Annotated in this window: 17 protein-coding genes, 1 tRNA gene and 1 pseudogene; 10 read left to right on the top strand and 9 right to left on the bottom strand. The window is 43.0% G+C overall.

Annotation, left to right across the window (positions count from 1 at the left end; genetic code table 11):
* Nucleotides 1-222: 222 nt before the first annotated feature.
* Both OCU50_RS04380 and OCU50_RS04375 read right to left on the bottom strand, forming a co-directional pair.
* Nucleotides 223-852 (bottom strand): DsbA family protein, encoded by a 630-nt coding sequence (locus OCU50_RS04380; RefSeq protein WP_060467323.1) that lies wholly within the window; start codon nucleotides 850-852, stop codon nucleotides 223-225.
* 98 nt (nucleotides 853-950) lie between these two features.
* Nucleotides 951-1,289: a Grx4 family monothiol glutaredoxin gene (locus tag OCU50_RS04375; protein ID WP_017056493.1), complete on the bottom strand. Its 339-nt coding sequence runs from the start codon at nucleotides 1,287-1,289 to the stop codon at nucleotides 951-953.
* 269 nt (nucleotides 1,290-1,558) lie between these two features.
* Here OCU50_RS04375 and sodB point away from each other — a divergent pair, with 269 nt between their 5' ends.
* The 3 genes from sodB to OCU50_RS04360 all read left to right on the top strand — a co-directional run bounded on the left by sodB (nucleotide 1,559) and on the right by OCU50_RS04360 (nucleotide 3,848).
* Nucleotides 1,559-2,143 (top strand): superoxide dismutase [Fe], encoded by a 585-nt coding sequence (sodB, locus tag OCU50_RS04370; RefSeq protein WP_010437112.1) that lies wholly within the window; start codon nucleotides 1,559-1,561, stop codon nucleotides 2,141-2,143.
* A 248-nt stretch (nucleotides 2,144-2,391) separates the two neighbouring features.
* Nucleotides 2,392-2,895, top strand: a complete 504-nt coding sequence (locus OCU50_RS04365) for a VC2046/SO_2500 family protein (protein WP_261809198.1) — start codon at nucleotides 2,392-2,394, stop codon at nucleotides 2,893-2,895.
* 269 nt (nucleotides 2,896-3,164) lie between these two features.
* Nucleotides 3,165-3,848: an SDR family oxidoreductase gene (locus OCU50_RS04360; protein WP_060467321.1), complete on the top strand. Its 684-nt coding sequence runs from the start codon at nucleotides 3,165-3,167 to the stop codon at nucleotides 3,846-3,848.
* A 203-nt stretch (nucleotides 3,849-4,051) separates the two neighbouring features.
* Here the strand turns inward: OCU50_RS04360 and adhE are convergent, their stop codons facing one another.
* The gene (adhE, locus tag OCU50_RS04355) at nucleotides 4,052-6,757 is read right to left on the bottom strand and encodes a bifunctional acetaldehyde-CoA/alcohol dehydrogenase (protein WP_060467320.1); all 2,706 of its coding nucleotides are present in this window, start codon (nucleotides 6,755-6,757) and stop codon (nucleotides 4,052-4,054) included.
* A gap of 638 nt (nucleotides 6,758-7,395) precedes the next feature.
* Between adhE and OCU50_RS04350 the strand changes: the two genes are divergently transcribed.
* A complete protein-coding gene (locus OCU50_RS04350) occupies nucleotides 7,396-8,034 on the top strand; it encodes a YchE family NAAT transporter (protein WP_060467319.1) in 639 nt (212 codons plus the stop codon).
* A 145-nt stretch (nucleotides 8,035-8,179) separates the two neighbouring features.
* Nucleotides 8,180-9,025, top strand: a complete 846-nt coding sequence (locus OCU50_RS04345) for an ion transporter (RefSeq protein ID WP_060467318.1) — start codon at nucleotides 8,180-8,182, stop codon at nucleotides 9,023-9,025.
* A 79-nt stretch (nucleotides 9,026-9,104) separates the two neighbouring features.
* On the opposite strand, the gene asd is transcribed toward OCU50_RS04345, so the two are convergent.
* Nucleotides 9,105-10,223: an aspartate-semialdehyde dehydrogenase gene (asd, locus tag OCU50_RS04340; RefSeq protein WP_060467317.1), complete on the bottom strand. Its 1,119-nt coding sequence runs from the start codon at nucleotides 10,221-10,223 to the stop codon at nucleotides 9,105-9,107.
* Between the two features lie 509 nt (nucleotides 10,224-10,732).
* On the opposite strand from asd, the gene nhaC reads away from it, so the two are divergent.
* On the top strand, nucleotides 10,733-12,169 hold the full coding sequence (gene nhaC, locus OCU50_RS04335; RefSeq protein ID WP_060467316.1) for a Na+/H+ antiporter NhaC: 1,437 nt from the start codon (nucleotides 10,733-10,735) through the stop codon (nucleotides 12,167-12,169).
* A gap of 92 nt (nucleotides 12,170-12,261) precedes the next feature.
* Here the strand turns inward: nhaC and OCU50_RS20740 are convergent.
* The 3 genes and pseudogenes from OCU50_RS20740 to yejK all read right to left on the bottom strand — a co-directional run.
* A pseudogene (locus OCU50_RS20740) lies at nucleotides 12,262-12,402 on the bottom strand (chemotaxis protein); the annotation flags it as partial.
* Between the two features lie 83 nt (nucleotides 12,403-12,485).
* Nucleotides 12,486-13,913: an Hpt domain-containing protein gene (locus OCU50_RS04325; protein WP_060467315.1), complete on the bottom strand. Its 1,428-nt coding sequence runs from the start codon at nucleotides 13,911-13,913 to the stop codon at nucleotides 12,486-12,488.
* 106 nt (nucleotides 13,914-14,019) lie between these two features.
* A complete protein-coding gene (gene yejK, locus OCU50_RS04320) occupies nucleotides 14,020-15,024 on the bottom strand; it encodes a nucleoid-associated protein YejK (RefSeq protein ID WP_017056483.1) in 1,005 nt (334 codons plus the stop codon).
* A gap of 84 nt (nucleotides 15,025-15,108) precedes the next feature.
* On the opposite strand from yejK, the gene OCU50_RS04315 reads away from it, so the two are divergent.
* The 3 genes from OCU50_RS04315 to OCU50_RS04305 all read left to right on the top strand — a co-directional run bounded on the left by OCU50_RS04315 (nucleotide 15,109) and on the right by OCU50_RS04305 (nucleotide 17,396).
* The gene (locus OCU50_RS04315) at nucleotides 15,109-15,336 is read left to right on the top strand and encodes a YejL family protein (RefSeq protein ID WP_017056482.1); all 228 of its coding nucleotides are present in this window, start codon (nucleotides 15,109-15,111) and stop codon (nucleotides 15,334-15,336) included.
* A 28-nt stretch (nucleotides 15,337-15,364) separates the two neighbouring features.
* A complete protein-coding gene (locus tag OCU50_RS04310; RefSeq protein WP_060467314.1) occupies nucleotides 15,365-17,167 on the top strand; it encodes a DUF3413 domain-containing protein in 1,803 nt (600 codons plus the stop codon).
* A gap of 138 nt (nucleotides 17,168-17,305) precedes the next feature.
* Nucleotides 17,306-17,396, top strand: a tRNA-Ser gene (locus OCU50_RS04305).
* 77 nt (nucleotides 17,397-17,473) lie between these two features.
* Here the strand turns inward: OCU50_RS04305 and OCU50_RS04300 are convergent.
* Both OCU50_RS04300 and OCU50_RS04295 read right to left on the bottom strand, forming a co-directional pair.
* A complete protein-coding gene (locus OCU50_RS04300) occupies nucleotides 17,474-19,600 on the bottom strand; it encodes a methyl-accepting chemotaxis protein (RefSeq protein ID WP_060467313.1) in 2,127 nt (708 codons plus the stop codon).
* A gap of 194 nt (nucleotides 19,601-19,794) precedes the next feature.
* Nucleotides 19,795-20,715 (bottom strand): histone deacetylase family protein, encoded by a 921-nt coding sequence (locus tag OCU50_RS04295; RefSeq protein WP_060467312.1) that lies wholly within the window; start codon nucleotides 20,713-20,715, stop codon nucleotides 19,795-19,797.
* 261 nt (nucleotides 20,716-20,976) lie between these two features.
* Here OCU50_RS04295 and OCU50_RS04290 point away from each other — a divergent pair, with 261 nt between their 5' ends.
* On the top strand, nucleotides 20,977-21,663 hold the full coding sequence (locus OCU50_RS04290; RefSeq protein WP_060467311.1) for an SDR family oxidoreductase: 687 nt from the start codon (nucleotides 20,977-20,979) through the stop codon (nucleotides 21,661-21,663).
* The last annotated feature ends 5 nt before the right edge of the window (nucleotides 21,664-21,668 follow it).

The raw sequence follows: 21,668 nt of genomic DNA, 5'->3' as shown, positions 1-21,668 counted from the left end.
ATTTAGCTGAAATAATACATAGCTAAACTGTAATAACGCATAGTTAGATAGTTAAACAATTTATCAGCTAGTAAGCACTTACTTTAATTCGATATTTTATTGAAAGTAAATACTTATAAAAGAGGCCGTTATCTCTCGGATGACAACTAAGAATTAGTTTTTAACTAAGCACTTAGAGTAAGACAACGATATAGCGGCCTTTTGATTTTATGAAAGTGATGACTAACCTTGTGTTAGGTTTTCTTCCAGCACACTTCTCACTGAGCGTAATGTCACTTCAGTCGATTGATAATCCAATTCAACTTCACTAAAGATACCATTCACTTCAAGCATTAAGGTCGGGTAAGAATGTACACCCATCGCTTCTTTAAAACCTAATTGGTCATCCAACTCACTTTCCAATAACTTGCTAGAAAGGTCATTTTCAAACTGTTGTACATTCATGCCTAATTCTTCAGCCAACTGCATATGCGTTTCTTGGCAGTGTGGCAACATCGCACGAAGGTAGTAAGCGTGTTGAATCGCTTCCAGCATCGCTTCGTAGTGATCTTGAAAACCTGCGGCAATCACAGCACGGCACGCAGGGTAAGTGCTGCGAACAGGCTTGCACTCAGTCCAAAACTCGTGGTTAAACTCGGTACCTAGCTTAGCTTCGATCTGCTTCCAGATCGCTTGCAGCTTGCCTTTCATCTCTTCTGACATTGGCTCATCAGAATCCGGCGCCAAGCCACCCACTACGTAGTTAAACTCAATGCTCGCAGGCAATTGTTGTTTCAACAACTCAAGCGTTGGCTTGTATCCCCAACACCAGCTGCACATTGGATCATGCACATAATGAAGTTTTACGTTCATTGTTCGTTCCTTATCGAGTCGACTCTTCTATCAATTCCAATAAAAAAGGAGCCTGATTAAGGCCCCTCATTTTAACTATTCAGCGCAAAGGCTAGAACTTACTCAGCGTCATCGCCAGCAACTTTAGCCGCCGCTTCTTTGATGATTGGCTGAAGTTCACCTTTTTGGAACATCTCAAGAATGATGTCACAACCACCGATTAGCTCACCTTCAACCCAAAGTTGTGGGAAAGTTGGCCACTGTGCGTAAACCGGAAGCTCTGCACGGATATCAGGGTTTTGTAGGATATCTACGTAAGCAAACTTTTCACCACACGCCATTAGAGCTTGAGATGCTTGAGAAGAAAAACCACAGCTTGGTAGCTTAGGTGAACCTTTCATGTAAAGTAGAATCGTGTTTTCTTCAAGTTGCTGTTTGATTTTATCGATAGTTTCCATTGCTTCCTCGTTGATGGATTACGGCTTTTATTGCCTTTATTCTACCCCAAACCAAAAGAATAAAAACCATATAAAAAAAAAGGCTAAAAAACTGAGCTAGCAATTCAAATAAAAGTGATGAATTGGGCTTTTAATAAAGTAAAAACTTGCTAAACTATATCCCAAGTCAGAAAATTGACCATGGTTAGCCGTATAGCGAACCATGAATAATAATATCACTGGAAGCAATCGAAAGAGTTAACTCTTTCATATCAATGGAGAATTGATCAATGGCATTTGAACTACCGGCTCTTCCTTACGCGAAAGACGCACTAGAACCACACATTTCAGCAGAAACGCTAGATTTCCACCACGGTAAGCACCACAACACTTACGTTGTTAAGCTAAACGGCCTTATCCCTGGTACTGAGTTTGAAGGTAAAACACTAGAAGAGATCATTAAGACTTCTACGGGTGGTGTTTTCAATAACGCAGCTCAAATCTGGAACCACACGTTCTACTGGCACTGTCTTGCTCCTAAAGCAGGCGGTGAACCAACAGGCGCTGTTGCAGAAGCTATCAACGCTGCATTCGGTTCTTTCGAAGAATTCAAAGCGAAATTCACTGATTCAGCAATCAACAACTTCGGTTCTTCTTGGACTTGGTTAGTTAAGAAAGCTGACGGTTCTCTAGACATCGTTAACACTTCTAACGCTGCTACTCCTCTAACAGAAGAAGGTGTTACTCCACTTCTAACTGTTGACCTATGGGAACACGCTTACTACATCGATTTCCGCAATGTTCGCCCTGACTACATGGCTGCATTCTGGAACCTAGTAAACTGGTCTTTCGTAGAAGAGAACCTAGCTAAGTAATTATTACTTAAGCTGCGCTATTTATAGCGAGTTACCTATTGAAAGCTCATGCCTCGGCGTGAGCTTTTTTGTATCTGCCGTATTCTAGTTCATACGAAGATTACAAAACTAAGTAACCGATCAAGCTTGCTTTTTTAACCTATGGTTACCTTTCTCAACCAGCCTGCATAAATTCTCTATTCGCTTGTAATTAAAGACTAAAGTTTGCTGACTCCATGCCGTTAAAGGTGTATCAAATGAGAGGCGTCATGCAAATACATACTTTAGACAAAGCAGGAGTCATCAACGAACTGAAGTTCGGCATCGGAATCAGCCAAGCGGTTGAGCAAGGTCGCCGTGCCGATTTCTCGTTGCTGTTATCTATGTTTTCTAATGATGTGCGCGATTGCACTCCCATCGACACCCTCCAAGTTATAGAGACAAGTGAAGATCGCCTGCGTAACCAGTTTGGCGTAGCAGAGCCGCAACAACTGCGTTCGACCCAATCGTCGTATGAAATTTCGGCGCAACAATCAGACCATTTTCATCAAGCTAGTCTCGCCAGCGCAAAGCTCAGCCATTATTTGAAACCTGAAGCGCTCGCTTTTAGGCCTGAAGATACCGCCGACTTCCCGGAAGAGGTTTACCAAAACCTTTCTGGTCACGACCGTCGTAAGCTGGCGAACAAGCATGTCCCTGATCTGCCTCATGCCACGCTCTATAACGCGTTATCTACAGCCCAACGTCAGTATCAAATTCAAGCTCAAGTATAGCTTTACTCTCCTTTTCTAGCTCTATATTCATCTGTACTCGCTTTCATTCACGTTTAAGAATGATTGATATGAGTGATATGAACCACCGGCCTTGGGTGAACTCAAAACTTGAGTTGTCGATTACTTCTTGAAGTTACTACAAAATGTGACTTGCCACTAAGTTCATAAAAACTTATTAATTGGCACACCTTAGTTTGAACCAATTCACACCCATTGTATAAAATTTAACCCATCCTTATCCCACATGGACGATTTGTTTAGGTACTGAGATGGAAATAAAAAGCTCAATCATATTGGTGACATCAGCAGGATCGCGTTTAGGAGGGACGATTGCGAACCACTTTGTTAACCTCGGAGCCACTGTTATCCTTTGTGATAAGGATCCTACAGCACTTGAAGAAACCTATCTCCAATGCTCTCGCGTCTCAGACTCCGTCTACCGTTACAAACTCAAAGATAACCATAATCAAGCCATATTAGATGTCTTTGATTTTGTCCAACGCACTTTCAACACCACACCTGATGTATTAGTAAATAATTGGATCAGCTCCCCAATGCCTAGTCTGATTGGCGACCAACCAGTCAGCAGCTTTATCGAGGATTTGTCTTCGAAAGCGTCGACCCTTTTTGCATTTGGGCAGATTAGCGCAGAGAGATTACGTGAAGCGGATAAGGAGGGGGTGATCGTTAATGTGATATCTCACGACGACTTTCATGATGTATCGGGCTTGGAGAGTGCAAACTCGATGATTACGGGTTTTACCCACAGCTGGGCCAAAGAATTAACCCCGTTTAATATCCGTGTAGGTGGTGTTGTTCCTGCTATTCACAATGCCGACGGTAAGTTCAACCGTTGTCATTGGGCACAGCTGCAAGACGAGCTAACCAGAACCGCTGAATACATCATCTCTAATGACTACTTCAGTGGGCGAGTAGTTGCCGCTGAGGTTTAACTCCTCTCCCATTTAAATTAAAAACAAGCAACTTAAACCTACGGGGTAGCGCAGGCAAAAAGCTATAACCCTTCGTTAAGTAGATCACCCAAAAAAACAAACAAATATAAAAAGCCCCAGTCTCTCGACTGGGGCTTTGTTCTTTGCCCGATTAGATAAGGTTCGTGCTAGCGAAAACTTATCTCAAAACTAATGCTTACTTATTACGCGTTAGCTTTTTCTTTTTTAGCTTTTGGCGCTTTCGCTTCAGCTGGTTTTTGGTCCGCTTTCTTAAGGATAACTGTAGTACCTTCGAAAGTTTCACCTTCAACGTATGGTTGGCCGAAGTAAGATGTTGTTAGAACTTCTTTTAGCTCGGTGATTAGAGGGTAACGTGGGTTAGCACCTGTACACTGGTCATCGAACGCTTCAACCGCTAGCTCATCTAGTTTTGCGATGAAGTCAGACTCGTTAACGCCCGCAGCTTGGATAGACAGTGGGATGTCTAGGTCAACTTTAAGCTCTTCTAACCAAGTCAGTAGACGTTCAATCTTCTGAGCAGTACGGTCACCAGCTTGGCTTAGGCCTAGGTGGTCAGCAACTTCAGCGTAACGACGACGTGCTTGTGGACGGTCGTACTGAGAGAATGCAGTCTGCTTAGTTGGGTTATCGTTCGCGTTGTAACGTACAACGTTTGAGATAAGTAGTGCGTTAGCAAGACCGTGTGGTAGGTGGAACTCAGCACCAATTTTGTGAGCCATTGAGTGACACACACCTAGGAATGCGTTCGCAAATGCTACACCAGCGATCGTTGCTGCATTGTGTACTTTCTCACGAGCGATTGGGTCAGCCGCACCATTTTTGTAGCTTGATGGTAGGTATTCTTTAAGCATCTTAAGAGCTTGAAGAGCTTGACCGTCTGAGTATTCGTTCGCTAGAACAGATACATAAGCTTCAAGAGCGTGAGTTACTGCATCGTAACCACCGAACGCTGTTAGAGACTTAGGCATGTTCATTACTAGGTTCGCATCAACGATAGCCATGTTTGGCGTGATTTCGTAGTCAGCTAGTGGGTACTTAGCGCCAGTCTTGTCGTCTGTAACAACGGCGAATGGAGTAACCTCTGAACCAGTACCTGAAGTTGTAGTGATACATACAAGCTCAGCTTTTTGACCCATTTTAGGGAACTTGTAGATACGTTTACGGATATCCATAAAGCGCATTGCTAGTTCTTCGAAGTGAGTTTCTGGGTGCTCGTACATAACCCACATGATCTTAGCAGCATCCATTGGAGAACCGCCACCTAGAGCAAGGATTACGTCAGGTTGGAAGCTCTTCATTGCTTCAGCGCCTTTCTCAACAACAGATAGCGTTGGATCCGCTTCTACGTCGAAGAAAGTTTGAACTTCGATGCCTTGTGCTTTCAGCAGCCTAACTACGTCATCTGCGTAACCGTTATTGAATAGGAAACGGTCAGTGACTAGGAATGCGCGTTTCTTACCTTCTAGGTCGCTCATTGCGATTGGAAGGCTACCACGACGGAAGTAGATAGACTTAGGTAGTTTGTGCCACAACATGTTTTCAGCTCGCTTCGCTACAGTTTTCTTGTTGATAAGGTGCTTAGGACCTACGTTCTCAGAGATAGAGTTACCACCCCATGAACCACAACCTAGAGTTAGAGAAGGTGCAACGTTGAAGTTGTACAGGTCACCGATACCACCGTGAGTAGTAGGGATGTTGATTAGGATACGAGCCGTCTTCATCTTGTCACCGAAGTAACGGATGCGGTCTGCGTTAGTATCTTGGTTAGTGTAAAGACCAGATGTGTGACCGATACCACCGATTTCAACCATAGTTACCGCTTGAGCAACGGCGTCCTCAAAGTCGTCTGCGCGGAATAGACCTAGAGTTGGAGATAATTTCTCGTGAGCGAATTCGTCATCGATCGATACTTTACCAAGACCTTCACCTACAAGCACTTTTGTATCAGCAGGCACTTTAACACCCGCCATTTCAGCGATTGCTGGAGCAGGTTGACCTACGATTTTAGCGTTTAGGTTGCCGTCGATAAGCAGAACTTTACGTACTTTATCAGCGTCAGCTTTAGATAGAACGTGAGCCTTGTGAGAAGCGAAACGCTCTTTCACTTCTTCGTATACATCACCAACAACGATCGCAGCTTGCTCAGAAGCACATACAACGCCGTTATCGAATGTTTTAGACATTAGGATAGATGCTACAGCACGTTTGATGTCAGCTGTTTCATCGATAACGACAGGAACGTTACCTGCACCAACACCGATAGCAGGCTTACCAGAAGAGTATGCTGCTTTAACCATGCCTGGACCACCAGTAGCAAGGATAAGTGCGATACCGTCGTGCTTCATAAGCGCGTTAGAAAGCTCTACAGATGGTTGGTCGATCCAACCGATGATGTCTTTTGGAGCACCAGCTTTAACAGCTGCGTCTAAAACCAGTTTCGCTGCATCATTCGTTGAGTTCTTCGCACGTGGGTGTGGTGAAAAGATGATGCCGTTACGAGTTTTAAGTGAGATTAGAGATTTGAAGATTGCTGTAGATGTTGGGTTCGTTGTTGGAACGATACCACAGATGATACCTACAGGCTCAGCGATAGTCATTGTGCCTAGGTTGTCATCTTCTTCTAAGATGCCGCATGTTTTTTCGTCTTTGTATTTGTTGTAGATAAATTCAGATGCAAAGTGGTTTTTGATAACCTTATCTTCAACAATACCCATTCCAGATTCAGCAACTGCTTGTTGTGCAAGTGGAATACGAGCGTGGTTAGCAGCAAGAGACGCTGCACGGAAGATTGCATCTACTTTCTCTTGAGAGAATGTTGCAAACTCTTCTTGTGCTGCTTTAACGCGTGCTACCAGAGCATCAAGTTCCGCTAAGTTAGTTACAGGCATGGTGGATCTCCTAAAATAATAAATATTAAAAACTTTTTATTAAATTCGCTGCTTGTCTTTAACTTTAATCGACAACGTTCTTAGTAAATTGCTTTCAGGACTGAGTATATTATTTCATTGTGTGAAAAAAATTGACCCAGATCAGTTACCCAAAAATAATTAACCAGAAAGTAGTAAGACAATCACAAACTTTAACTTAAGAGCATGATTTATATAGATTAAAATCACACTTATCGCGCGTACAAAAAACAATCAAACAGACAAGTTTTTTCCACATAGCGTCATAAACTGTAAAAAAATTTCATTTTTAGTCCTTTAAATTACATGTATACAGCTATATTCGTGCTACTGAGGGTATATCCATACTATTGCACGGGCTAGCTTCTGACATAACTTTTATTAATTTCGTGCGACAGCTAACAGTTACCCAACAAGAAGTTACAAAATGAAACACTAACGACTAACTTGAAACAAGACTAATACAAAAGTGAGATTCAATTAGTTTTTCTAAAAACAATCACCTATTTCAAGTTAGTTTTTTTCATTCGTACAAATTAAAATTGTCCCTTACATTACGCGCTCAGAATATTCACAGATCAAACCTTCCACATTAAGTACGCTAACTGGAGATCGCTCTCATGCAAGGCTTAGAACTCGCAATCTTTATGCAATTCTTCCTTGGGCTTGTTGCTGCCGTAAACCCAATCGGCATCATGCCTGTTTTTGTTTCTCTTACTGCCCATATGCCGCCAGAAGAGAGGAACAAGACAGCCTTGCAAGCCAATATTGCTGTTGCCGTTATCTTGATTGTATCGCTGATTGCAGGACAATTACTCCTAGATATGTTTAGCATCTCACTGGATTCATTCCGCGTTGCAGGTGGCCTGCTATTACTAAGCATCGCATTTTCGATGATGAGCGGTAAACTCGGTGAAGATAAGCAGAACAAACAAGAGAAATCGGAATACATCAGTAAAGAGCAAATCGGTGTTGTTCCATTGGCAATGCCTCTAATGGCTGGCCCGGGTGCAATCAGTTCTACGATTGTTTACGGTTCCCGCTACCCCGCTGCTATTGATACGGTAGGCATCGGCATTAGCATTATTGCTTTCACAACCTGCTCTTGGCTTTTGTTCCGTTCAGCTCCGGTTATCGTTCGCTTCCTAGGTCAAACGGGTATCAACGTTATTACACGTATCATGGGGTTGATTCTTGGTGCATTAGGTATCGAATTCATCGCCAACGGCTTACGTAACCTATTTCCAGGGTTAGCGTAACGTTTAGCTTGGGTCATCTAATTAGTGGTAATCAGCTATGTAATATCAATGAGGTGGGTAAAGCGATTGGACTTTCACTCGCCTCGTTATTATGAAGCTTGTATAATGGTTATTAACAACTTTAACAAAAGATGAACTTCACCTTATGTCACGCCAGCCTATAAAGCATCATTTATACGTCATTATCTTTGGTACCCACACACCTGCTGGACGTGCGTTTGATATCTCACTTATCATCGCGATTGTGGCCTCACTTATCGTCCTGATTTTAGAGTCAATTCCTAGTGTGGCGACCGAATGGTCACAACAGTTACGCTACATCGAGTACAGCTTCACGGCACTATTCACATTGGAATACCTGTTAAGGCTCTATTGCTCACCTAACCCAAAATCTTACGCCACTAGCTTCTTCGGTGTGGTTGACCTATTAGCAATTCTTCCAACTTACATTGCTATCTTTTTCCCCGGCGCATCGTTCATGAGCGTTATTAGGTTATTGCGTGTCATGCGTATATTTAGAATTCTTAAATTGATTCGCTACTTACAGGACTCTAATATCCTTCTGCGCTCACTGTTGATGGCAAGAAGGAAAATATTCATCTTCTTCAGTACCGTCGGTATTCTTGTTACGATATTCGGCGCTTTGATTTTTATTATTGAAGGGCCAGAAAATGGCTTCACCAGCATACCTCAGAGCATATATTGGGCCATTGTTACTATTACCACCGTTGGCTACGGCGACATCACACCACAAACCGCTTTTGGTAAAGCCATTGCTTCTCTAACCATGCTACTAGGCTATTCTATCCTTGCCGTTCCTACTGGAATTATCACAGCAGAATTGAGCAATGAAATGAATTCTCACAAAGAGTTGGTTAAGTGCCCTAACTGCAACCGTTCAGGCCATGATTCTGATGCAATGTATTGCAAACACTGTGCAAGTGAATTGGCTGACCCAGATAAGCGAGTCGTTGTTAAAGAACAAGAGTGAACATAAATCCTTGTCATTAAAAACAAAAAAAAGCGCCCTAAGGCGCTTCTTCACTCACTATTTTCAGTAAATCAGTCAGTTATGCTTTCTCAGCCAAGATAATACGTAAGGTACGACGTAGTGGTTCTGCTGCACCCCAAAGTAATTGGTCACCCACAGTGAACGCGTTCAAGAAATCGTTCCCCATAGACATCTTACGCAGACGGCCAACAGGTACCGACATTGTCCCTGTTACTTTAGCAGGCGTCAGCTCTTGCGCTGTGATATCACGATCATTAGGTATCACTTTCACCCAATCATTGTGAGTCGCAATGATCTCTTCGATTTCGTCCATTGGAACGTCTTGCTTAAGCTTGATCGTCAATGCTTGAGCGTGACAACGCATTGCACCGATTCGAACACACGTACCATCGATGGGAACTGGCTGGCCATCTAGGCCAAGAATCTTGTTCGCTTCTGCGCCCGCTTTCCACTCTTCTTTACTTTGCCCGTTCTCACGTTTTACATCGATCCAAGGAATCAGTGAGCCCGCAAGAGGAGCACCAAATTGATCGGTTGGGAAGGAAGATGAACGAATCGTATCGGCAACCTTCTTATCAATATCAAGAATAGAACTTGAAGGGTTAGCTAACTCAGAACTTACACTGTCGTTGATTACGCCCATTTGCGAGATAAGCTCACGCATGTTCTTAGCGCCAGAACCTGATGCCGCTTGATAAGTCATAGCACTCATCCACTCGACCATGCCTTTCTCATATAGGCCGCCTAGCGCCATAAGCATTAAGCTCACAGTACAATTACCACCAACGAAAGTGTTTGTACCGTCATGGATACCTTGCTGTATTTGAGCCAAGTTAACAGGATCAAGAGCTATGATTGAATCGGTGTCCATTCTCAAGGTAGAAGCCGCATCGATCCAGTAACCTTTCCAACCTGCTTGGCGCAGTGCTGGGTATACCTTTGATGTATAATCGCCACCTTGACAAGTAATCACTGCATCAAGTTGTTTTAAGCTATCAATGTCAAAAGCATCTTGAAGTAGACCCGCATCTTTACCACCTAAAACAGGAGCAGGAATACCAATCTGAGATGTGCTGTAATAAACAGGCTCAATTAGGTCGAAGTCTTTCTCTTCAACCATACGTTGCATTAGTACAGAACCAACCATACCACGCCAACCAACTAGACCTACTCTCATCTCTCACTCTCCATGTATAAATTAAAAAATTATTACCCCCCATCTATAAGTTTTTCAGAAACAGAACTCAAGTGCTTTTTGTAAAAAAGTGTAACTTTTTCGTTTATTTTAAGTGAACACGATGAATAGTGCAGTTATCTCAGTTAAGCATTCCATTCCTTTATCACTGACAAAACACTCACTATTTATTGAATTCAAACGTTTACCTCGATAAAACGTTCAATTTTCAAACGGCCCTCTCGCCCTACAATAGCAATAACCACTACTTAAGAAAGGTTAAGCAGCATAATACTTCACAAAATAAAAACAACAAACAATAAATATCAACATATGATAATCATGAATTTAACACTTTTTCAGATTATGCAACCAAATTTAATTCACTTAACAGTCAAATATCACAACTTAGAGGTATTTTTTCGATATAATAAACTAATTACTGTAGTGTCCACTTCGTAAAATACACTATAACGAAGCACTATAAATGCTCGAAATCACAAGAGGCTTTTATGAAGCAGAGTAAAACCCGCCTACCGAACTTATTGCAGGTATTCATCGCGTTAGGATTATTCCTATCCCTTGCTTTTTCCTTTACAGCAAAGCTTGACCTTCCTATTCAACTTGCCTTGTATATTGGTTGGTTCATTATCATGGTTCTTGGTATTCGTCTTGGCCACCAATACAAAGATTTAGAAAAAGCAGCACTCAAAGGTATATCCAATGGTTTAGGCGCAGTTTTGATACTTTTAGCTGTGGGCGCTCTTGTTGGTACCTGGATCTCGGGCGGGATCGTACCTACTATCATCTATTATGGTCTGAAAGCTATTCATCCTTCTATCTTCCTTTTGGCGACCATGATCATCTGCTCTCTAACCGCATTGGCTACTGGCACTTCTTGGGGCGCAGCGGGTACAGCCGGCATTGCAATGATGGGTATTGGACAAGGCCTAGGTGTTCCAGCACCAATCACCGCAGGCGCTGTACTTTCGGGCTGTTACTTCGGCGACAAGATGTCACCTCTTTCTGATTCAGTGATCCTTGCTTCATCTATGTCTGGTGTCGAAGTGGTCGAACACATTAAAGGCATGTTGCCTGTCGCATTAATCAGCTACGTAATTACAGGCATCATGTTTACCGCATTTGGCTTCCACTACGCGGGCAACGTTGACATGAGCCAAGTAGATTCTGTGATTAAAGCAATGGAAGTACAGTTCTACATCACGCCTTACTCATTCGTTCCAGTACTGATCGTGCTTGGCCTGCTGGCATTCCGCATGCCTTCATTCCCAGTGATCAGCTTCGGTTCTCTACTAGGTATTATCTGGGCCGTGATGATCCAAGAGATAGACTTCCTGACGGCATTTAATACAGCTTGGGCACCATTCTCTATCTCATCTGGTGTAGAGTTCATTGACTCGATACTTAATCGTGGTGGTATGTCTTCAATGCTTGGTTCGGTTGCGGTTATCGTATTTGGTCTAGGTTTTGGTGGCTTGCTGGATAAAGTAGGCGTACTAGAGACGATCGCTAAAGTGTTCGAGCGCCGTGTAAACAGTGCAGGTTCACTAGCAACTAGCACCATTGGTACGGCTTTCATGGGTAACGTATTCGGTTCGGCTATGTATGTATCACTTATCCTTACGCCAAAAATCTGTGCGAAAAACTACGACCGTTTAGGCTACAAACGTAAGAATCTTTCTCGTAACGCTGAGTTTGGTGGCACGTTAACGTCAGGCATGGTTCCGTGGAGTGATAACGGCATTTACATGGCGAGTATTCTTGGCGTTGCGACGCTGTCTTACGCACCGTTCATGTGGCTAAGCTTTATCTGTATCATCGTAACGATCGTAACGTCTTACATGGGCTGGTTCGTTGATAAGTGTGAACCTACAGCGCCAGCACTTGACACTGAAGAAACATCTGAGCTGACTAAGCAACAAGCCTAGTGCTTCATCGTTCAGAACGTAAAAACAAAACGTTAATGGTATAAATGCAAAAAGAGCGCTCTAGAGCGCTCTTTTCTTATCTGCTGATTTACTTATTTGTTGGCCGTTCGTTTACCCAACCAATAACCAGTACCGAATGGTGCAAAGAACACCACAAAGATAAATAGGATGAAGTAGATAATCACACTCTTGATGAATTCCGTGAGTTATTCTATCGCCAGTACAACGACCTCTTAAGAAACGCGACAAAGTAACTCGTGACCGTATTGTTCCAACGCTACTCGCTCTTCACTTAACATGTCCAACTTTTGAACGATTAATGCAAGCTATCTAAATATTCGAGAGCAGAACTAACAGAGGCTTCAATCGCCTTCTCTAACTCTTCTAAATCATGTTCACTGATAGGTCTAGATTGCTTCATTGTCATTTCAATACTTGCGGCAATGATCGCTAATCGGGACGCTTTAATGCTACCAGCAACACCTTTTAGGCTATGTACAACACGAGCAGCAGCAGGTTTATCTTGAGTGAGTAAAGATTGGAACTTAGCGAAATCGTCAGCATGATCTTGTACAAAGACACCAAGCAACAATTCTACGGACTCAACATCACCATCGAGCGTGTCTAACATCTCTTCGATATTAATCTCAGGCTTTGAATCCGTCACGCTGGCAATGTATCCCTCAGACATTGGGGCCTCTTCTGTGTTGTGCTGAATAGATTGTTGTCTTGCAGATCCAGACTGCTGTGGAGGCTGAAGATCGAAGTTTTGGTCCCGTGAGTCCCTTTCCGCAAGGTAATAATCATTTTCAGACGGCTTGATAGCCGAGGACATTACATTGTCATTATGTTCTTCAAACGATCTATCTTCTGCACTAGAAAACGGGGGGACATTGTCCTCACTAGACTTCACTTCAGGCTCTTGACCCAGTTCTGGCTCTACTTCTTGCATCACTCGTTTAGAGCTAACTCCCCACCAAACCAACGCTATTATCGCAACTAAACTTAAGCCTAGCATGACAGTTAATAGATTGAATTGACGGTCATTAAATTCAGCTTCGAGTTTAATGATCTGTTCGTTAACCGAGTTTTTCTTAATTTTATCAACCAGAAAATTTATCCGAGCATAATCACCCAACAATACGGAAGCGTCAGCCAGTAACTGTTGGATAGCATCTTTCTCTTCATCTTCTAACAAATAAGACTTATCCAAAATAGAATCAAAAGCTCGATAAGTCGCTGATGAACTATGAGTGTCGGAATACATGGCTTCAAAAACAACCACACCGAGTTCATTCAGTAATGGTTTTAGCTCAGGATACAGGCCAGTATCAGCGCGTAATATCGTTATGTTATCGACAAGGTCTTGAACCTGACTTTCTATTGGGATGAATTCATCAAACTTCTCAAGAAATTGGTCCACAACATAAAGTAGCTGATTAACATCAGGCCGAAAGAATGTGTGTTGAAAATCAGATTCAATCTGCAATCGAATCGAATACACTAACTGTGCATCAAGGGCCAAGTCATTAATACGAGAGACTCGAAGCGGCTCAGAGAAGTAAAGCGACTGCCTCAACTCAGTAACACGAATGCCGAGTTCTTCAATTTGAGCAAGGGAATGGTTGTAAGAACGGCTAAGCTGAAGGATGGCCAACGCAGGAAGTAACCATAGAGTCAGAAGTACAACCAAGAAAGTTGCAGGCTTTTTAAAGCGATGGGGCGTTGCCACTGATTGTTCCATCAATATTCCTTGTACGTATCGACTTCACACCATTGCAGTTATCAGAGAGTGTAAAGCGAAAAATAAGCGACAACATCCCGCTGCCGCTATTATCTATGAACAGGTGTTATGACTTGTTACGAGTCAATTGATCACGCAAGTTCGGGGGTGTGCCTTTAATCGTTAGTGTATCTGTCTCCGGATCGTAAAAAACACGTTCACCAAGAAGCAGACTATCAAAACTAACATTCAAACCACCACCCGCACCAACAAATTTTGTTAGTTTACGCATGGTTGCGCGATCTGCAGGAAAGCTATCTTCTAACTCGTAGCCTTGTTCACTAGTATAGTCAAAGAAGCTAGTGCCATCAGTGCTTGCTGGTAATTCGCCAGACAGCTCACGAACTTGAACCTCATCACCGGCTTTTAGCTGTTCATTGCAGTAATCCGCCACCTGCTTTTTATAGCTAATCGCTTCTTCTTTCTCTAATTTAGAGTCAGAAACAAAATCTTCTACCGCTTGCATCAGTACCTGGTTTTGCTGCTTAGCATCTAAGCCCACTTCGGCTTGAAGGAAATCGAGGAAGAAATCGGCAACTTTTCGCCCAACACGCCCCTTAATATAAGTGAGGTAACGGTTCGATTCTTTATCTGTATCGTATGTAGAAAGATCGAGACGCGCGACGATGTCCATCTTTGAAATGTCAAGGTAGTCAGTCGCGCTAATGTCTAGCCCTTCCGTTACTTTCAGACTTTGATTCGAAGGCAACAAACCAATAAAAAGATAGTCCGTTGCCAGTGATTGGTATTCGGCTAACACCAAAGTACCTTCGTCAGCAAAAGGGTATTTTGAAAGTTCATCTTTTAGACGTAGCGCACTTTTCTGAGAAAAATCATAGAAACTTTGCTCTCCCGCCCGAAATTCATGCAACGACTGCTGGAATTCGCTGTCGGATTTGAAAGAACCAAACCCTTTACCTGCTTTTGAGTTGAACACTCGATGAAGTTCAGCGACTAGGCTTTCAGATGAAGCATCGTTTTCTAGAGATTCAGCACGATAGTTAACAATCAGCTCTTCCTGATCGTTCTTGCTTAGTTGATGTAAAATTACGTTGGAAAGGTGAAGGCTCATAGTGAAAATATTACCGTTCAGGTTTCAGTTGTTGTGCATAGTAGGTTATCATAAGCCGCTTTTACTATCATTATTAGAGTCCTTATGCCGATTACATCTAAATACACAGATGATCAAGTTGAAAAAATCCTAGCTGAAGTAGGTGCTGTGTTATCTAAGCACAAAGCTTCACCAGAACTTTCACTGATGATCGCTGGAAATATCGCAACCAATGTCTTAAATCAGAACGTTGCTGCTTCACAGCGCAAAGGAATTGCTGAAAAATTTGCCGAAGCTTTGATTTCTTCTCTTGAAGATAAAAAGTCTCACTAAGTTTGATTGACGGATAAAAGAATTATAAATGGTAGACAGCGCAAACTCATATAGCGATCGCGTATCTCGACTGGTTGGTTGGGGTCACTGGTTTGCATTTTTCAACATCATTGCTGCGATGTTGATCGGTACTCGTTATATTACTCAATCTGCTTGGCCAGAAACCCTATTGGGTCAATTTTATTTGGCTGCATCATGGGTTGGTCATTTTGGCTTTTTAGTCTTCGCGCTCTATCTATTAGTGCTGTTTCCGCTCACTTTTGTTCTTCCGTCGAGGAAGTTATTACGTTTGGTTGCCGTTTGCTTCGCGACCATAGGTTTAACTGTCCTGCTAATTGATACCCAAACGTATCAAAATATAAACCTCCACCTGACACCTGTCGTGTGGGAGGTTCTATTTAGTGGAGAGGAGTCTGCATTCACTTCTGATTTGCAACACCTCTTCATTGTTATGCCACTTATCTTCTTATTACAGCTAGGTCTGTCTGAATGGGTTTGGCGTAAACAGCGTAAACTATCTCACAAGCACATCGGCCGACCAATTGCGGCAGTTTTCTTTTTATGTTTCATCAGCAGTCACCTCACTTATATGTGGGCTGATGCCTTTTTCTATAACCCGATAACAAGCCAAAAAGCCAACTTCCCACTGTCTTACCCAATGACAGCGAAAAGCTTTATGGAAAAACATGGTCTGTTAGATCGTGAAGAGTACCTACAGCGCTTGGAAGAGAACAAAGAAAGCGTAAATTTAGTTAGCTATCCGCTAGAAAAAATTCAATACAACCGTCGCAGTGATGACCTAAACATCCTGATGGTAAGTGTAAACAACCTTCGCTCTGATGCATTAAACGCAACAGCAATGCCGAATAGCTACACCTTTTCTCAACAAGCAATCAACTTCACAAATCATTACAGCTCAAGTAACGATATGTTTGGTATTTTTGGTTTGTTTTACGGCCTTCCAAGTAGTTATTCAAGCAGCATCAAAGCACAAGGCTCAAGCGCCGTGCTATTAGATGTGTTAGAGCATCATAATTATAAATTTGCTGCGTTCAGTGGTGATAACTTTGAAGATCCACTGTATTCAGAAATTATTTTCCGTGGTCGTGAAGTGGCGCCAGAGCAAGCGACTCTCAATGATCAGAGTGCTATTCAAGCATGGTCTGATTGGGTTCAGTCACCAAAAACCAAAGGTCCTTGGTTCAACTTTATTGAGCTGACTACACTTGATAACTTTTCGAACTACGATTTAAATTCTGATTCTGGGTTAAGCACTGAAGAACGCTTTGCTGCTGACTACAAAAAATCAGCACAAGCAGCTGACAAGCAGTTGTCTACTATTTATGCTGAACTAGAACGTTTAGAGCTTAGCGATAATACTGTGGTTATCATTACCTCAAATCACGGTACAGAATTTAATGAGACTAAAACTAATAGCTGGGGTGCAAACTCTAACTATAGTCGTTACCAGCTACAGGTTCCTCTGTTTATCAGCTGGCCGGGGAAGTCACCATCTGAGTACACTCATCGCTCGAGTCATCTGGACGTGTCTGTCACGCTAATGCAAGAATTACTGGGGGTATCTTCGAACCCCACCGATTTCAGCAGCGGTCGCAATCTGTTTGATGAACGTAATAGAAAATGGATTTTAGCTGGCGACTCTCGTGAGCTAGCTCTAATCACAGACACGCAAACAACGGTGTTAGATAAATTTGGTAACTACAAGTTATACGACCAAAACTATAAACGCCTAAAAGATACCAGCCCTCGCTTACCTGTATTGATGCAAGGCCTTACTGAGCTACAGCGTTTCTACACAAAAAATGATTAAATGATCGTCAATTATAAAAGGGAAGCCAGTCGCTTCCTTTTTTTATAACCATGAACGATTAGAAAACAAGCAACCAAACAAAATTATGAAAATTAAGGGTTTACAAGTTCCTCTACCCCTTATATTATTCACGCCACTGGAGGGATGGCTGAGTGGTCGAAAGCACCGGTCTTGAAAACCGGCAACCGTTAATAGCGGTTCTAGGGTTCAAATCCCTATCCCTCCACCACATTAAAGAAAGCCGCTGATAAATCAGCGGCTTTTTTGTATCTGAAGTTTACGTATCGGGCTTACACAGCCTTTTCACTACGCCACCTTTCGGCTCACTTCAAAGCGTCCTATCAATTGGTCTAAGCGGCTCAATGCATTACCCATTAACGAGACTCGGCGTGCGAGTTGTTTCGTCGACAGTTGTAGGTCAGAGATAGAACGTTGGGCTTTGTCTGCCGTTTGTCCATTTTTCTGACTGTTTTCATCTAGGTTTGACATGGTCGTAAAGAGATCGGCCACTGCTGCTTGAATTTGCTCACTGCGGGCGTTCGAGTCGACGGTTAAATTCCCTTTACTCACATTCTCAACACCTCGTTCCATAGACTCAACAGCACTACGAGACTTGGTATGCAGCTCTTTCATTAGGTCACTAATATGATTGGCTGCTTGTGAAGTGCGGTCAGCTAACGTTCTTACTTCAGAGGCAACCACAGAAAACCCTCTTCCGTGTTCACCTGCTCTTGCAGACTCTATGGCCGCGTTCAATGCCAGAAGGTTAGTCTGCGCAGTAATGTCGGTAATGATGTCTATAATGTCAGACACTTTGGTCATTTCATTATTCACCTCATTTACGCTGTGGGCTGAGCTTTCTACAATATTCCGAACAACCTCCATGCCTTCAACCGACTGATTGTATTCCTTCTCCGCATTGAGAACGGCTTGCTTCATCACAGTATCCATTTGCGTAGCCGAAACGGTCGCATGAGTGATTTCACTCTGCTGATACTGGCTCAGATCCAACATATTACTCAGCGCATGTGAGGCATCATCACTGGTTTGCTTCATCACAACACTGCGACGAAACATCGATTCCGATACTTCCCTAACTTCGTGGCTCGCATGAATCAAGTCACTCACCGTGCTATCTAAGTTATCGATGAAGCTGTTAGTCCATCGCCCCAAATTACCAAGTTCATTATGACTGAATGTGGTTGGGTCGAGTCTCCGACTTAAATTGCCATCACCTTCGGCTAAAGTTTGCATCACCCCGGTCATTTCATGAACCTTATTTGCTAGTGGTTTAGCACTCACTAGACGAAATAAACCGAGAGCAAGAAGCGCGCAAGCGAACATGACACCGCCGTGCAGAAGAGGAGTTAACTTATAAAGGTTAGCAAGCAGCAATGGAACAGACAAAGGCAGTAACATGCAGCCGATAAAATGTTTAGATAAGGTGTAACTGAGACTGCGGTCTCTATAGACCTCTTCTAAGTCGGATTCACACATCATACCAAAGGTGTCTGGTGAACCGTCCAGTTGAAAAGTAATACCTTTACCGATAACCGGTATGTGGCGATAGTCGGAATACCCCGGATAACCGATAAACAGATTACTGCCATTTTTGATGGTTTCTCTGACGCCGGGATGAAGTTGATTCGTGGCAGGATCCGTAAAACGTATCTCAAATTCAGTGTGATGTTGGATCTTAACCGTTCCCCAATCAGTATGAATCCCTTGTTTTAAGTTCTCGCCATGTGAAAAGGTATTATCTTCAAAGCGGGAGCGAGAGAGCGCAACACCTGGTTGAATTTGAGGGTCATGAATAGAGTCGACCATAAAGATATAGTTATCACCCGACTCACTATAAATATGCCCCGCTTCTCTCTGAATAATGTCACCAATGACATCATTTGGAACACGACCACATAAAAACTGCTGTGTCCCTTCGTCCCGAGAAAAGGGGACATAAAACATCAGCGTGACTTGATCATGAAACGATGAACTCGATGCCCCTACATTCAACGTGCGTTGGTCCATATACGGCCCGTGTAGATAACGCTTCGATGCCCCTTCGACTAAAGCCTTCTTATCTGCGAGAGTAGCTCCGATATGGTCGTGATAACTCGATGCTTGTGCAACGCCTTTCGAATCGACAATCGCCAACTCAGAAAAGTCCGTGCTGCGCTTAAGAAGACTCGACAATGTACCTTCAGCTTGCTCTTCTGTTCTACTTGCTAAATAAACGGCAGAGTCTTCTAAAAAGCCCCATTGGTTCTTCACCCAATGATGAAGAAGTTGAACCCGAGTATGAGCGATACTTTCAAATGTTTGCTCAAGCTCTTCTGTCCTACTTCGATTTAGAAAACAGGCTCTACGCATTGCCAGTTTCCCTGTTGCGCCAAACCACTTAAGCCAACTGCGTTCCTTGTCCGTCAGGTTCATTTACATCCCTTGTGTTTTTATATTCACATGGGTAAAGCAATTTACAGACCAGAATTAATCACACGAATACGTAACTAATTAATAAAAAAGTACTTTCTTCGTATCAAAATGGTGCAAGTCGTGTCTTTTTTGGTGCAACCGATGCTTCTTCTTTATCACCTTTTTAATGAGGGTTCAGTGGTTAATTTGAGAAGTTAATCGTAAACATGATGAGCCGCTTTCAATAATTGCATGTGAATAGGAACCAGATCTTCATGCTGTGTTCGATAGCCTCCCCCAACGACACACGCCATCGGAATGGATTCTGATTTCGCTAGGCCAATCATCAAGCAGTCACGTTCAAAGATCCCTTGTGTAGACACATTCAAATAGCCCAGTTCATCGTCTTGATGGATATCGATACCCGCATCATAAATGATGAGGTCAGGTTGGTGATGGGCAATCGCAAGCTTGGTGACTTGCTCGAAACAACGCAAAAATTCTTCATCTTCGGTTTCGCGACTTAGTGGCACATCTAAATCCGATAATGGCTTTCGAGCTGGAAAATTTTTATCACAGTGAAAAGAAAGAGTAACAATCTCATCGCAGTCTTGGCAGAGTGTCGCTGTGCCGTCACCGTGGTGTACGTCACTATCAACGATCAGCACCTTATCTACGTGCTCAAAGGTCAAGGCGTGCTTTGCTGCTAACACCAAATCGTTCAACAAACAAAAGCCGCTTCCAAAATCATGATGCGCGTGATGGTAGCCACCACTCAAATGAATCGCTAAACCACACTCTATCGCCATTTCCGCGGTCAAGCAGGTTCCACCGCTAGAATAGAGCGTTCTTTCGATAAGAGACTCGCTCCACGGGAAGCCGATACGTCTCATCTTTGCCGCAGGCAAATTACCAGACACAAGCAAATCCACATACTCGCTATCGTGTACCTGTTTGACTTGTTCAACCGAAACGGGCGTTGGTTGGAACACTTCGAACTTGCTCTTCCATTCTGGCTCGCTATCCATTAGCACCTCAACAGCACTGTGTAACAACTGATATTTGTTAATCGGATAACGGTGACCTTCAGGTAAAGGCAGTTGCGAATAGATTGGGTGGTAAATTAAAGGAATCATAATCAAGTTAATTGCGTATCTTTCTTAAAATCATAACAGCCTCAGACTTGGCGACAACCTTAATTAATGATAACAATTATCATTATCTACAATGCATTTCAGAGGCAACAATGAAAAACGTAATACTCATCCTTGGGGTGATCTGCGGCTCGATGGCTGCAGTAATGATTTTTGTAGGAATGCTAATGGCCAGTTGGTGGACCGTTGATTTTCTCGTGTTAAGCCATCAAACTTAACTAATTGAACTGAAAAGGAATCACCATGAGCGTTATTTTTATTACTGGAGCGAACCGCGGCATTGGCTTAAGTTTGACTCAACAATACTTGAAAGGTAATCACAAGGTGTACGCAACTTACCGTGACGCCTCTTCAGCAAAAGAACTGCTCTCACTCGCAGACCACAACAGTAACCTAACCTGCATTCAGTTAGAAATAACCGATTACCAAGCGGTGAGCCAGCTTCCTTCTCAAATTCCGTCGATTGATATCTTGATTAACAATGCTGGCTACTATGGGCCAAAGGGTTACGGACTGGGTAATACCGATGTTGAAGAGTGGCGACGTGTTTTTGAAGTCAACACGATTGCACCATTGAAGCTTGTCGAAACGCTATTACCTGTTTTAGAAAACAGTGACCTGAAAAAGGTCGCTTGCTTGTCTTCTCGAGTGGGCAGCATGACAGAGAACACCTCCGGCGGCGGCTACATCTATCGCTCCTCTAAAGCGGCTCTCAACTCCGTTGTGAAGAGTTTAAGCAACGACCTAACCGATGGTGGCTTTACTGTGTTAGCACTGCATCCAGGTTGGGTACAGACCGAAATGGGTGGGCCAAATGCTCTAATCGATACAGACACTTCGACATCTGGCCTTATCAAAGTCATCGAATCTGCCAATACCGAAGTAAGTGGTCACTTCTTCAATTTCGATGGCACCGATATAGATTGGTAGGCTCC

It is taken from the genome of Vibrio toranzoniae (genome assembly GCF_024347655.1).
Lineage (GTDB): Bacteria > Pseudomonadota > Gammaproteobacteria > Enterobacterales > Vibrionaceae > Vibrio > Vibrio toranzoniae.
This window is presented reverse-complemented; position numbering and strand designations above follow the sequence as displayed.

What these genes read in the sequence shown, in the direction of transcription:
- OCU50_RS04380 (WP_060467323.1), bottom strand. Translation starts at nt 852, where the DNA reads ATGAACGTAAAACTTCATTATGTGCATGATCCAATGTGCAGCTGGTGT.
- OCU50_RS04375 (WP_017056493.1), bottom strand. Translation starts at nt 1,289, where the DNA reads ATGGAAACTATCGATAAAATCAAACAGCAACTTGAAGAAAACACGATT.
- sodB (WP_010437112.1), top strand. Translation starts at nt 1,559, where the DNA reads ATGGCATTTGAACTACCGGCTCTTCCTTACGCGAAAGACGCACTAGAA.
- OCU50_RS04365 (WP_261809198.1), top strand. Translation starts at nt 2,392, where the DNA reads ATGCAAATACATACTTTAGACAAAGCAGGAGTCATCAACGAACTGAAG.
- OCU50_RS04360 (WP_060467321.1), top strand. Translation starts at nt 3,165, where the DNA reads ATGGAAATAAAAAGCTCAATCATATTGGTGACATCAGCAGGATCGCGT.
- adhE (WP_060467320.1), bottom strand. Translation starts at nt 6,757, where the DNA reads ATGCCTGTAACTAACTTAGCGGAACTTGATGCTCTGGTAGCACGCGTT.
- OCU50_RS04350 (WP_060467319.1), top strand. Translation starts at nt 7,396, where the DNA reads ATGCAAGGCTTAGAACTCGCAATCTTTATGCAATTCTTCCTTGGGCTT.
- OCU50_RS04345 (WP_060467318.1), top strand. Translation starts at nt 8,180, where the DNA reads ATGTCACGCCAGCCTATAAAGCATCATTTATACGTCATTATCTTTGGT.
- asd (WP_060467317.1), bottom strand. Translation starts at nt 10,223, where the DNA reads ATGAGAGTAGGTCTAGTTGGTTGGCGTGGTATGGTTGGTTCTGTACTA.
- nhaC (WP_060467316.1), top strand. Translation starts at nt 10,733, where the DNA reads ATGAAGCAGAGTAAAACCCGCCTACCGAACTTATTGCAGGTATTCATC.
- OCU50_RS04325 (WP_060467315.1), bottom strand. Translation starts at nt 13,913, where the DNA reads ATGGAACAATCAGTGGCAACGCCCCATCGCTTTAAAAAGCCTGCAACT.
- yejK (WP_017056483.1), bottom strand. Translation starts at nt 15,024, where the DNA reads ATGAGCCTTCACCTTTCCAACGTAATTTTACATCAACTAAGCAAGAAC.
- OCU50_RS04315 (WP_017056482.1), top strand. Translation starts at nt 15,109, where the DNA reads ATGCCGATTACATCTAAATACACAGATGATCAAGTTGAAAAAATCCTA.
- OCU50_RS04310 (WP_060467314.1), top strand. Translation starts at nt 15,365, where the DNA reads ATGGTAGACAGCGCAAACTCATATAGCGATCGCGTATCTCGACTGGTT.
- OCU50_RS04300 (WP_060467313.1), bottom strand. Translation starts at nt 19,600, where the DNA reads ATGAACCTGACGGACAAGGAACGCAGTTGGCTTAAGTGGTTTGGCGCA.
- OCU50_RS04295 (WP_060467312.1), bottom strand. Translation starts at nt 20,715, where the DNA reads ATGATTCCTTTAATTTACCACCCAATCTATTCGCAACTGCCTTTACCT.
- OCU50_RS04290 (WP_060467311.1), top strand. Translation starts at nt 20,977, where the DNA reads ATGAGCGTTATTTTTATTACTGGAGCGAACCGCGGCATTGGCTTAAGT.